At 46.5% G+C, this 12616-nt stretch carries 9 protein-coding genes; 6 read left to right on the top strand and 3 right to left on the bottom strand.

All coding sequences use genetic code 11. The annotated features are described in order from the left end of the window. Positions 1–8: 8 nt before the first annotated feature. Both Q0171_RS04150 and Q0171_RS04145 read right to left on the bottom strand, forming a co-directional pair. Positions 9–665, bottom strand: a complete 657-nt coding sequence (locus Q0171_RS04150; protein WP_299327075.1) for a LysE family translocator — start codon at positions 663–665, stop codon at positions 9–11. Between the two features lie 3 nt (positions 666–668). Beyond that, entirely contained in the window at positions 669–1178 is a 510-nt protein-coding gene (locus Q0171_RS04145) for a transcriptional repressor (protein ID WP_299327073.1), read from the bottom strand. A 219-nt stretch (positions 1179–1397) separates the two neighbouring features. Here Q0171_RS04145 and serS point away from each other — a divergent pair, with 219 nt between their 5' ends. From serS to flgA, 4 genes are read left to right on the top strand one after another with little or no spacing between them, the layout of a single operon-like run. After that, positions 1398–2810: a serine--tRNA ligase gene (gene serS, locus Q0171_RS04140; RefSeq protein ID WP_299327071.1), complete on the top strand. Its 1413-nt coding sequence runs from the start codon at positions 1398–1400 to the stop codon at positions 2808–2810. Positions 2811–2829: 19 nt separating this feature from the next. After that, the gene (locus Q0171_RS04135; protein WP_299327069.1) at positions 2830–5421 is read left to right on the top strand and encodes a tetratricopeptide repeat protein; all 2592 of its coding nucleotides are present in this window, start codon (positions 2830–2832) and stop codon (positions 5419–5421) included. 3 nt (positions 5422–5424) lie between these two features. Continuing rightward, entirely contained in the window at positions 5425–7527 is a 2103-nt protein-coding gene (locus tag Q0171_RS04130) for a UvrD-helicase domain-containing protein (protein WP_299327067.1), read from the top strand. Continuing rightward, complete coding sequence (gene flgA, locus Q0171_RS04125) at positions 7524–8234, top strand: flagellar basal body P-ring formation chaperone FlgA (RefSeq protein ID WP_299327065.1); 711 nt, start codon at positions 7524–7526, stop codon at positions 8232–8234. The genes Q0171_RS04130 and flgA overlap by 4 nt, the downstream gene beginning before the upstream one ends. A gap of 146 nt (positions 8235–8380) precedes the next feature. On the opposite strand, the gene Q0171_RS04120 is transcribed toward flgA, so the two are convergent. Then, the gene (locus Q0171_RS04120) at positions 8381–9097 is read right to left on the bottom strand and encodes a M48 family metallopeptidase (protein ID WP_299327063.1); all 717 of its coding nucleotides are present in this window, start codon (positions 9095–9097) and stop codon (positions 8381–8383) included. Positions 9098–9182: 85 nt separating this feature from the next. Between Q0171_RS04120 and rplI the strand changes: the two genes are divergently transcribed. Then, positions 9183–9629, top strand: coding sequence for a 50S ribosomal protein L9 (rplI, locus tag Q0171_RS04115; RefSeq protein WP_299327061.1), 447 nt, complete (start codon positions 9183–9185; stop codon positions 9627–9629). Between the two features lie 2 nt (positions 9630–9631). Further along, complete coding sequence (locus tag Q0171_RS04110) at positions 9632–12076, top strand: hypothetical protein (RefSeq protein ID WP_299327059.1); 2445 nt, start codon at positions 9632–9634, stop codon at positions 12074–12076. Positions 12077–12616: the final 540 nt, after the last annotated feature.

The following is a 12616-nucleotide window of genomic DNA, read 5'->3' as shown; positions in this document are numbered from 1 at the left end:
CCAATGCGCTAGAGCCTAAGCAGCGTGCCTACCCCTTGATATAACAGCACCCCTGCAAACCCCACAAATATCACTGCGCTTACACGATCGATCCACAAAAACATCTGCGCGCTAAGCCACTTGCGCACATATAGCCCCACAAATATCACACTTAGAAATCCGCACAGCAAGGAGCAAAACAGCACAACAAGCCCTATTTCAAAGCCATCACCTGCAAATGGTGCAACCACTACGATGAAAAACAAAATTGCCTTGGGGTTTGAGAGATTAACAAAAAGAGCATGTAAAAATGTATTGCCTAAAAGCGCACTTTTGCCCTGGCGTGCGGTGGAAGTGGATTCTAGTAGCTCTGTTATCTCGCTGGATTCTGTGCTGCTGCGCAAGATCTTATAGCTAATATAGCCTAGATATAATCCACCCAGCACGCCAATAAGCCCCTGCGCGATAGGGTGGCTAAGCGCACTCATGAAACCAAAATACACAAGCCCTAGATATAGTAGCCAGCCACTTGCTATACCGCTCAGCGCGATGAGTGCTTTGCCAGCGCCATTTGTGAGCGCATAACGGAGGATTAGTAAAATATCAGGACCAGGCGTTATCGCCCCAAGATAGCCGATAACAAACACCGCGATATAGGCATTATGTATGCCACTAAAATCGCCCATGGGTTAGAGCGCCCCAAATGACTTTTTGTCCATGGAGTGCTTTTGTGTCTGCTGACATTCTGCACACACCCCGATAAATACCGCTGACACATCAAAAAGCGCATAGCCAGTTTTACTCATGCAGACCCTTAGTAGCTTGCCCACATCGACATGGACATCTTGAAGTTTGCCGCACTGCTCGCAGCTGACATGGATATGCTTATCGCTAGCAAGCTCATATTTTTGTTTTTGTGTTGGTGGCTTGACCTCGCGCAGAATATCCATCTCACTAAGTGTGGCGACATTTTTATACACAGTGGCAAGCGAGATATTGGGCTGGAATTGTTTGATGTGCTGATAGATTTCCTCGACACCGATATGACCATTTTCATAGATGAGTTCAAGGATTGCTAAGCGCTGGGGAGTGGTTTTTAGGTTTTTGTTATGCAAAAGCTCCGTGAAACTTTCCTGCATGGCATGTTTGTGGCGCAGAGTTTCATGCTGTGATTTAGTGGCTTGTCGTAGTGCTTTCATCGCGTCTCCTTGAGAATATCCTGTGGATCAAAACAATAAAACACCGCGCATTATACCAATTCTAAGACAGCCTAAAGCTAATCAAATACATGCGGATTTATAGGCGTTTTTACTCTATTTTGGTAGAATCGCGCTAAAAATGCAAATTTAGATTCTCTGTTGATACCAACCACCTGCTAGGATTTCTGGCTAGAGAGATACAATGCAAGGAAAAAGACAATGATAGATATCAAACTACTGCTCAATGAATTTGACGAAGTAGCAGCCAAACTTTCGCAAAAGCAAGTGGATTCTAGTGTGCTTGAAGCGCTTAAACAACAGGCTCGAGAGCTTAAAGCCAAAAAGCAAATCCTAGAATCTCTCCAAGAAAGCCAGAACAAAAACTCTAAACTCTTTGGCACACTCAAGGCTGATCAAGCTAAGCAGGGAGCAAAATCACGAGCTACAGAATCTAGTGTAGATTCTGGTGAGCTAGAAGCTCTCCGTGCGAGCCTAGAGTCAAACAAAGCTGCCATCGCCCAAGCACAAGAAGTCGTGCGCACTTTGCAAGAGGAGCTAGAATCTAGCCTTGCCACTATCCCCAATCTTCCAGACTCCCACACACCAAGCGGCAAAAATGAGAGCGAGAATGTCGAGCTCAAACGCATTCTTGCCCCGCGCGAGTTTGACTTTAGCCCAAAAGAGCATTTCGAGCTAGCAGAGCAAAATGGCTGGATTGATTTTGCCGCTGGGGTAAAGCTGGCTAAAAGCCGCTTTTCAGTCCTGCGCGGGCAAGGCGCGCTGCTCTCTCGCGCGCTTATAAACTTTATGATCGATAGCAATCGCAAGGCGGGCTTTGAGCTTGTTAGCACGCCTGTGATTGTCAATAGTGCTATGCTCTTTGGCACAGGGCAGCTGCCAAAGTTTGAAGATGATATGTTTAAGCTTGCTAGCACGCAGGAGGAGGTCGCTCAGCAGGAGCAAGCACAAAAGAGCCTAGATCCAGAATCCAAAGATTCTAGGGCGCAGAAGAAAAAAGGTCATGAGCTTTATCTCATCTCCACTTCCGAAATCACACTAACCAATCTTTATAATGACACAATTATCCCAGTCCAAGATCTTCCTATTTGCCTAACCGCGCAGACCCCATGTTTCCGTAAAGAGGCTGGAAGTGCTGGACGCGATACGCGCGGCATGATACGCGAGCACCAATTTGACAAAGTCGAGCTAGTGGCGATCACGCACCCAAGCCAAAGTGATGCAATGCAAGAGAAAATGCTCCGCACCGCTAGCAAAATCTTAAGCGATCTAGGGCTGCCCCACCGCTTTGTGCGCTTGTGTAGCGGGGATTTAGGCTTTAGCGCGAGTAATACCATTGATATAGAAGTGTGGCTGCCCGGGCAGGGCTGCTACCGCGAGATAAGCTCTGTTAGCAACACGCGCGATTTCCAAGCAAGGCGAGCCAAAATCCGCTACAAAGAACATGGCAAAAACCACTTCGCCCACACGCTTAATGGCTCATCTCTAGCCGTGGGGCGCACGCTCGTAGCCATTATGGAAAACTACCAAAATCAAGATGGCACAATTACTATCCCAGAGGCACTAAAACCTTATATGCCAGAGCTACAAACTATACTTAAAAATAGTGAGTAGATTCTAGTAGGATTCGTATATGCCAGATATCAATAGTATCCAAGAAGACAAGGCACCAGAAGTAGAGCAAAAATCCTCTGCGGGCTTCAAGCAAAAGCTCACAGCACTGCTTGATTCTCTGCAAAATCGTTTCGCCAAATTTTTTACTAGCCCTACTTTTGACAAAATCAAGCAAAACCATTTCCTGCTTTATAGTGCGATTGGCGGGGTAGCGCTGCTTGTGATGGTGTTGCTATTGCTGCTTATTCTCCTGCTTCTCCCTAGTAAAAAAAGCGCACCAGAGAAATTAGAATCCACGCCGCTAGAGTCTCAAATCTCCCAAGAAGAAATGCAAAAGCTCCTTAGTGCGCCGCTCCCAGCGCCAAGTATCGAAGAAGAGCAGGACTCTAGCGTGGATAATCTTATCATCAAAGGCAATATGCTCTATGATCAAGGGTATCGCCAAGAAGCCTATGAGGTCTTTCGCAAAATAGCAGATTTTTCCCAGTCTATCGCCAACTACAATCTAGGCACTATGGAGCTTAAATCTGAGCTCTATCAAGATTCTATTGCCGCCTATAATGATTCTATCCAAACAGGACAGAATGTCTCTGTAAGCGCGATCAATGCGGCAGTAGCTGCGTTTAAGCTAGATCGATTTGACTTATATGGGCATTATGTAAAAATCGCTAATGATAATTTAAGCGAGATTCTTAATGAACCATTTTATAGCTATGCGTATGCGCTTGTCTCTTACTATCAAGATCGGTATTTTGAGACACTAAGCCCCCTGCTAAATCCAAACTCCATAGATTTTGCTACACAAAACAACCGCCTTGCTGCACATGTTTTTACAATTTTTGGTGATGATGTCAATGCACTAAACCATTTGAAAGCCGCTGCAAATCCAGAAGACAATAAAGCCATAGGGCTACTCTATGCACGCCAGGCTGAATATGCCTCGGCAAAAGCCCATCTCCTGCGCTATCTCCAAGATCACCCCCAAGATATCGAATCTCTCATGGCGCTACAAATCATCGAGCTAAAGCTTGGGAACTATGCAGAAGCTGCTGCAAATCTGGATTCTATCACCTCGCAAAAGAAATTCCAGCAAATTGCCAAAATCACCTACCCTATTAAAGTCGTCATCAATCCAGAGCTTTTTGATGTGAGCATGGCGCAAAAAACTTTCTGGGAGCGCGACTTTGAAAACAAAGACAAAATCGGCTATAAAATGCTTTTCTACTTTGCACCATATCGAGTGTTTGATGCGAAAAAGGCGCTAGAGGAAATCGCACAGGCAAGTAACTTTGCCCATATCAACATTACTGAAGGTAAAAATATTCTCCTGCGTTCTGCGACGACTTCAAAAATTGATAGAGAAATTATCCGCACACTCGTTCAGCTTGAAAGCAAAGATTTACGAGCAGCACTAAAATTCCTCAAAACCTCCACTGCAAGCAATCCAAATCATGCAATTTTATACTACAACCTCGGGCTTGTATATGCACAGCTTGGGCAGTATGAAGAGGCTTATACGAATTTTATCCGCGCGTATTATTTGGATCAAAGTGACTATATTTCTGGGATTTTTGCAGTGCTTAGTGGGCGGTTTAGTCATAAAGATACTGATAGAGTTGTCTTTGACATGGTGCAATCCTACCAAGATCATGAAGCACAAGATCACATCAAAGACACCACCTTGCACACATTCTATGGAAATTTTTTAAATTACCTAAATGACAACCAAATCCAAGAAAGCGACTGGATTGCTCAAGCCAAGGTAAAAGAGCCAATCTACTATGCCCTGGAGTATGTTTATGCGCTCAAAAACAAAGACAAAGAGGCTATGCTAGAGCATATTGGCGCGCTAAAAAATCTTTTTCCTAATGATGTGGTGGTCAATATTCTCTCAATCCTCACAAAGAGCTTTGGCGATAGTGTGCAAGACATTAGTATTAGCATGTATAATCTTTTCAACTCTGATAATCTTGACTTACGCCCGCTGTATTATGGCGGCGCGTTGCCTCGCGAGCTATATGTCTATACGGGCTTTATCACAGGCTCCTTGCAAAATCAAGCCAAAATCATGCAAGCACATCTCACCGCTGGACCACAAGACCCACGCGGCACTATGCAGACACTGGGCTTGATTGGAATCTACCAAAAAGACTTCCAAAAAGCCTATACGATTTTTAATACACTTGTTGATGAGTTGCATGAGAGCGATAGCCACACACGCTTTCTTGCTGCAGTTTCTGCTGTGGGCGCTGGGAACTACGGCGATGCGACACTGCTTTTACAGCTGGCTAAAATGGAGACACCTAATGCCTATGAAGCCCGCTATGCGCTAGGGCTACTCTACCAAGCCGCTGGGAATCTAAAAGCCGCAGCCACGAGCTACAACTTTATCTCGCTTGCGGATTTTCGATCAGAGTTTTTCGACTTCCAAATCGATACGCAAAAAATCTACTCCTATGAGCTAGAATCTCAACAAGATTCCACCAAAAAGCCAAGCACACAATCCCACCAGAATCCACGCACTCTCAACTTCACCCCAGCTATCCCTCAGGCTTTCCCTCCCGCTACTCCAGCTACGCCTATCGCACCAACAGCTACACAAGTGCGCTAGATCATGGATACCATTCTCTCCTCGCTTAATCCCGAGCAAGCTAAAGCCGCACAGCATATCGATGGCGCACTGCTGATTCTCGCAGGTGCAGGCAGTGGCAAAACAAAAACAATCACCACTCGCCTTGCCTATCTTATCAAGGCTATAGGGATTCCGCCAGAATCTACACTTACACTGACATTTACCAACAAGGCTGCTGGCGAAATGCGCGCACGAGCCCTTGGACTGCTAGGCGGAGATATCGCACATCCACCATTGCTTTGCACATTTCATCGATTTGGTCTCCTGCTGCTAAAAGAGCATATCCACCACCTCGGTCGTAAGCCTACTTTCACCCTCATCGATACTGATGATCAAAAGCGCATTCTAAAGCGTCTTGACCCAGCACTCCTCGCGCAATTTTCGCCCGCGCAGATTCTTGGCTTCATCTCCTCGTGCAAAAACAAAATCCTCTCACCAGAATCCGCTCTTGCCCAAGCCAAAACCCAAAATTATAAAGCTTTAAGCAATGCCTATGCGCTCTATAATACATTCCTAGAGCAAAACAATATGCTTGATTTTGATGATTTATTACTGCTTAGCTACCAAGTCTTGGAGTCTAATCCCGACATCGCACGCCAAGTAAGCCAGCGCTACCAATACATCATGGTCGATGAGTATCAAGACACAAATTTCTTGCAAGTTTCACTCCTGCGCAAACTCTGCACCACGCACAATAATCTCTGCGTCGTAGGCGATGATGATCAAAGTATTTATAGCTGGCGTGGGGCGGACATCGATCATATCTTGCATTTTGAAGAGATATTTGATGCACAAACAATCACACTCACGCAAAACTACCGCTCCAGAGAGCCAATCCTGCGTGCAGCAAATGCCCTTATCGCACACAATAGCGCACGCCTGGGAAAAGAGCTTACAAGCACACGCGGGAGCGGAGAGGCTATCACCTTGCTCACTAGTGCTGATGAGGTGCAAGAAGCCAATCTCATCGCCAAAACTATTCAATCCCTGCTTGCAAAAGGCATAAGCCCCAAAGACATTGCAGTGCTTTTTCGACTAAATGCACTCTCGCGAAGCATTGAAGAGGGCTTTAATCGCGCCAGAATCCCCTACAAGCTCATCGGCGCAACCAGATTCTATGAAAGAGCGGAGATTAAAGATGTCTTGGCGTATTTTCATGTGATTATGGATTTTCACGATGATTTCTCTCTCTCACGCATTATCAATATCCCTAAACGCGGCATAGGCAAGGTTACGCAGGAGAAGCTTTTTGCCCATGCGAGCAGTCTTGGCTGTAGCGTATATGCGGCTTTTAAGCAAGGCGAGCTTGCACATTTACTCTCCCCTACACAAACAAAACAACTCCAAGGGCTTTTTGACTCCTTAGAGATTCTACAATCCAAACTTGAAGAAAGTGCGCTTGGTTTTTTAGATACATTTGATGAGATATTTGCACTGCGAAGCGAGCAAAATGTAGCCAATGATGATATTGATAGGCGTGCGAATATTGAGGAGTTCTATGGATATTTTCGCGACTTTTTCTTGCAAAACCCCCATTGCATGTTGCAGGACTTTTTCTACGAGCTAAGTCTTTCTTCTAGCACTGATGTAGAAGCAGGGGAGAGTGTGAGCTGTATGAGCGTGCATAGCTCTAAGGGGCTGGAGTTTGACTATGTGTTTATCGTGGGCTGTGAAGAAGGCTTTTTCCCCCTGCTGCGTGAAGAGGGCGATTTACAAGAAGAGCGGCGGCTAGCTTATGTAGCAATCACTAGGGCAAAAGAGAGGCTATTTCTCTCGCACGCATTTTCTCGATTCTACAAGGGTAAGCGCGAGAGCTTGGGGATATCACGCTTCATCAAAGAAGCGGGAATCTATGACGCAAGCCCAGAATCCACTTTGGGCTCTAGCGTAGATTCTGGTGATGAGATTGCTATCGACACACCATCTGGAAGCACAAAGCTTGCTAGAGGCGCGGCGGTGAAGCATAAAATATTTGGCTTTGGAGTGGTGCAAGAAGTGCAGAAAACTGGCACATATACACGCGTGCGGGTGAATTTTGGTGGCAATGAGCGCGTGCTGCTAGCAGAATTTGTGGAGCTTGTATGATGAGAGCGAGGTGTGCTGCATGGGCGCTTGCAATATGCGCGCTACTAGATTCTGGTGTGTTTGCCAGTGATATGGAGTCTATCAAGCGCCATGTGCGACAAAGCTATGAGAAAGCCTATCGAGCCCATGATATTGCCATTAGTCAAATCACTATCCACTATCCAGAATCCGCTCAAGTCCCCATAAGCTGCCAGCCACCAAATGTCTGCTCCTCCCTATCGCCAGCAGCCCTTGCAAAAGGTAGTGGCACATTTATCGCCAAAATCCGCCAAGGCACTGGTATGCTCTCTGTGCCAGTTTCTTATAGCATTCAAGCAGAGATTACAATCCTGCGTGCTAAAAGTATTATCAATACCAATACAAGTATCGATACGCAAAACACCCAAATCACACGCACCGAGTTTTCTATGGTAAAAAACTCCAGCCTGCTTAGGCTCCTTGCCCCAAACATGCTAGGCAAGGTTTCAGCCAGATCAATCATCAATCCTAATACAATCATCACAGAAGATAAGGTCAAAGAGCGGATTCTGGTGCAAAAGGGCGATATCATCACAGGCATACTAAAAGAGCAAAATCTCCAAATCCAAACCCAAGTGCAAGCTCTCCAGCATGGCATGAAAAACGAGATCATCAAGGTGCGCAACATCACCACGCAAAAAATCCTGCGCGCCAGGGTGGTTGATGAAAAAACTGCAGAGATTTTTTAGACTCTAGACAAGCAAGGCAGAATTCGAAAAGGCTTAATGCTATTCTCTGCTTGTAAGCATGCCAATAGCATGTGCTAAAACAAGGCTATAAAAGGCAGCAGGCAAGCAGATTTGCTTTGTAGCTTATAGAATCTCTAGATTCCGTTTTATTTAGCATCTATATTTCGTGCGCGTTCAAGCAGCAAACACATGAGTCGATGTTTTTCACGCAAGCCTTTGCGCACGATTTTGCACCCAGGGCAGTAGGATTCCACCAATGCCCAAAATCGCGGCGAGTGATTGCTGTGCGCAATGTGGGCTAGCTCATGGATAATGACATAGTCTATCTCCGCTCTTGTCGCAAACACCAGCAAAATCGAGAAGCTCAAGCGATCAATCGTGCAGCTACCAAATCTCGTGATCGAGAGTCGCACACCAAGCTTACTAAACCTAAGCCCCATAGATTCTGCAAGCATTGGCACGCGCTTGGCAAGATAGCTACCTAGAATCCCCCGCAGCTCACGCAGCCCCATAGCTGGCACCCACTCGCCAAATAGCAAAATCTCCCCCGCATGTGCGTCCAAGATCTCCTGCTGACTCTGGCTTTTTTGCACGATTTTGGCGCGTGTCTGGCGTATCCATGGGAGATTGTGCATGGCAAATGCACGCAGCTGCTCTGCACTAGCGACTTTGGGGCAAGTGAGGCTGATATATGGGGGTTTGGGCGCTTGCTTAAATAGATTTTGCGCGAGGTTTGCCATGAGGGTTGGCGAGAGATTTGGGGGTGTTAGACCAATGCGTAGGCGCATGTATTTGGTTTTTTTGCGATAGATGAAAATCTCCAAATCATCTAGGTGCATTATCTCTTCACATTTTTCTGCCACAGCCTACATAGCCTTTCTAAAATCTTTGGAATCTTTGCGCGCCATTACTGCTACAATTACGCCCATATTATACCAAAGGATATGTATGAGAGTTTTGCTACTAGAAGATGTCAAAGGGCTTGGCAAAAAGGGTGAAGTCAAAGAGGTTAAAGACGGATATGGGCAGAATTTCCTTATCGCCAAAGGCAAAGCCCAGCATGCCACAAATGAAGTTATCAATAGATACAAAGCCCAGCAAAAGCATTTAGCTGAGCTTGAAGCACAAGAGCTTGCCCGCCGCAAGGCGCTTGCCAAATCCCTAGAATCTGTCAAGGTCGTGCTGGAGAAAAAGGGAAATAATGGTGCGCTTTTTGGCTCTATCACCAAGGACGAAATCGCCCATGCCCTAGAGTCCCAGCATAATCTCCACATCGATAAAAAAGAAATCGACATCGCCACGCCTATCAAACATATAGGCGAGTTTGTCGTGCTTATCAAGCTTGGCTCCGGAATTAGCGCAAATCTCGCGTTGCAGGTGGTTGAGCTAGCATAACCATGTGCCAAATCCTGCTAGCTCGCTTGCGAGACATCACTTGTTTTTATGCTTTTTCCCAAGTGTTTTGCTCTGCTTTTGTTTTTGTCTCGCTCTCTGGCATGCTGCATGCACAGAATCTCACCCAAATCCCGCCCTCTATCTCACTTTTACCAGGTATTGATCGCCAGGATAAAACAATCTCCACTGCTGGCAATGGGGAGCAAACATTTTTCACCACACAGGGCTTTAGTATCTCTGGCGCACCCAACGCGACCTACACACTAAGCGCAAATGACTCTACTACGCATTTTGAAGCAAGCAGAATCCAGCTCCAAGATGAAGCTAAAGTCGCCCTACTAGGCTATCATACGCTTTCTTTTGGCAAAGCTAGCGCGCTGGTGGTGGGATCGGGGAGCTTTTTTAGCGCGATTTTAAGCGATAAACCCATCATAAACCCCCAGGCAAGTGAATACGGCGGAGAGTCAAAAGTGCGCTTTGGAGAGGGTGCGACGCTTATTCTCTCTCAAAATGCCCAGGCAAATTTTACGCAGCTTCGGCTATTTATCCATGATGGTGAGATAAGTTTGCAGCAAGGCAGCAAGCTCACTATCGAAGCGCAAAAGGCAATTAGATTCCAAGATCGCCTCTATAATCACGAGGGCACAATCACGCTACATGGCAATGTGTATAATGTCGGTGCTATGCGGGGAGACATACCAAACGACTACACCACTACGGCTCATTTCATCAGCGAAAATGGCACAATCACTATTGATGGCGACTTCCATAATGGCGGCGATACGCAAAACGCCGTAGATACTTCAGGGGCAAGCGGTGGATTTAACGCATTTGACCCGGCATTTGGTGGTGGTGGGGATCTCACGCTCTATGGCGGAAGCATGACAATCACAGGCGCGCTTATCTCCCAGCGCGGGGGCGAGCCTATGGCAGGTGGCGAGTGGCGTAATCCCAAAGACTCTAGTATCAATCTCTATGGCAGCGTGCTTGATGTCAAAGGCGGCGTGCAAAATCTTGCTGGCAGCACGATTAGGATTGGTGCGTATGAAGGGAAGTTTGGCACTATCAAGGGTGATGTGGCAAACTCTGGTGCAATCATCATCGACCCCACAGGCGCGACATTTGGCAAGCATATTTTCCTACAAGGCACGCTTAGCGGTAACGGCTCTATCGCTGTGCTCCCTCAGTCAGGCTCGCAGGAGTTTTTGAGCTTTGATCTTGTGGATTCTAGCACCGCGCTAGAAATCACACCAAACACAAGCGCCATAGATACATTCCGCGCAGGGCTTTCACATGAAGAGGGGCTGATGATTGGCGCGCTAGATTCTATGCTTACTGGCGCGCAAAAAGGCACGATTTATGGCTATGGTGGGAGTCGCGAGCTCACAAGCCTGGCACAAGATTCACTCCATACCCTCCAGAGTGAAAATATCACCACACCCATCGCCGCACTAGAATCTATCCAATCCACGCACACCACTGCCACACCACTTACGCCCCAAATCCTAGCACGCCTCACAAACACCCTTCCACACTATGCTCTAGCCACTACCCCATATCGCAAATCCCGCGGCTACCCTACCCCAAGGGGCTATGCCCCATACCAAAACTCCCCATTCACTGCGCCTAGCTATGCTTATACTAAGCGATTTGGGCTTGATGTGCGCGCGATTGGCGGGGGTTCATTTGGCAAATATGGTGCTGGTGGGTTTGGTGGAGCGGAGATTGGTGGGAGCGCGCGTGCTAGTAGGCATACTCTGCGGATAGGGTTTTCGTTTCTCACAAGCACGCTTGCACAGAGTCTCACAAGCTCCGCGACTAAAAGCAGCAATCAAGCCTTTGGGCTTTCGCTTAGTGATACGATCGCGTGGGGTGGGCTTGAGCTGGATATGGGGCTGCTTGGCTCACTAGGGCTATTTGAAGCACAGCACTCACTAAAGCTCGCAGAGACGAATGCAGACTCTCGTGCAAATTTCTTAGCCCAACGACTCATGGGCGAGCTTGCAGTCGGGTGGAGAATCTATATGAAATCGATGTTTATCAAGCCCTATGTCGGCATGCGACACTATCTCTTCTGGCAGGATTCTATCACGCAAAGTGGCACGCTTGTTAGCACTACATTACAAGGCTATCAAGACTATATGGTCAATGTCAATCTCGGCGTGCAGGGGGGCTTTGCATTTGCACCAAGGGCTAGGCAGATAGGAATCATCACCGCACGGCTGGATTATGAGCCGCATTTGTATAATACCAAGCGCCAAGCACTCCTAGAGCTTGGCAGCACGAGTATCCCGCTCACACTGCCTTATGATGACAAACTCTCGCTCGGCGTGCAGGGGCAATATCAGTTCGCGCGCAATACAATCTCAGCAGAGATTTTCTATACCCGCGCATTTGCTGGGCTTCATGCGCTAGGAGTCAATGCTGGATTCTCATATCAGTTTTAGCATTTTAGTATGGTAGTTTGGACGCTAGATTCTACTCTTGTAGATTCTAGGAAAAGCTAGAAATGTGAAGAATCTAAATTCTAAAAAAGCTAGCAAACGATTCATGGTTTGAGCTTGTATGTTGTTTTGTTGTTGCTTATGGATTGCCACGCGGTGTAAGCACCGCTCGCAATGACGGATAAATGGCGTTTTTACAAAAAATGGATTCTGGGATTAAGTAAGAAATATAAAAATGCTAAAAAATGAAAGTCTAAAATCTAAGAAAAGCTAAAAATGTGAAAAGTGGATTCTAGGGTTGAAGTAAGAAATCTAAAAAAGCAACCAAAGGATTCTAGGGTTGAAGCAAATTTTGAGAGTAAAACGATTCTAAGATTTGCGGTGGGGCTGTGGGTGCTTTTTGCAAATTTTGGGTGGGAGTTACCTAAGCGGTAATGACCGCCCGAAATTTGCAAAATCACGCGCATTGCTCACCCAAAGCTGAATCGCTTTAGGCATTAAAAAAAGTAATGCCACCTTACAGAAGCATTATGCGTAATCCCC

Source organism: uncultured Helicobacter sp. (assembly GCF_937906905.1).
Classification (GTDB): domain Bacteria; phylum Campylobacterota; class Campylobacteria; order Campylobacterales; family Helicobacteraceae; genus Helicobacter_B.
Note: the sequence above shows the minus strand (reverse complement) of the source record. Positions and strands in the feature narration are given on the sequence as shown.

Coding starts and splice junctions, on each gene's coding strand:
- Q0171_RS04150 (WP_299327075.1), bottom strand. CDS start 665: ATGGGCGATTTTAGTGGCATACATAATGCCTATATCGCGGTGTTTGTT.
- Q0171_RS04110 (WP_299327059.1), top strand. CDS start 9,632: ATGTGCCAAATCCTGCTAGCTCGCTTGCGAGACATCACTTGTTTTTAT.
- Q0171_RS04130 (WP_299327067.1), top strand. CDS start 5,425: ATGGATACCATTCTCTCCTCGCTTAATCCCGAGCAAGCTAAAGCCGCA.
- serS (WP_299327071.1), top strand. CDS start 1,398: ATGATAGATATCAAACTACTGCTCAATGAATTTGACGAAGTAGCAGCC.
- Q0171_RS04145 (WP_299327073.1), bottom strand. CDS start 1,178: ATGAAAGCACTACGACAAGCCACTAAATCACAGCATGAAACTCTGCGC.
- Q0171_RS04135 (WP_299327069.1), top strand. CDS start 2,830: ATGCCAGATATCAATAGTATCCAAGAAGACAAGGCACCAGAAGTAGAG.
- rplI (WP_299327061.1), top strand. CDS start 9,183: ATGAGAGTTTTGCTACTAGAAGATGTCAAAGGGCTTGGCAAAAAGGGT.
- flgA (WP_299327065.1), top strand. CDS start 7,524: ATGATGAGAGCGAGGTGTGCTGCATGGGCGCTTGCAATATGCGCGCTA.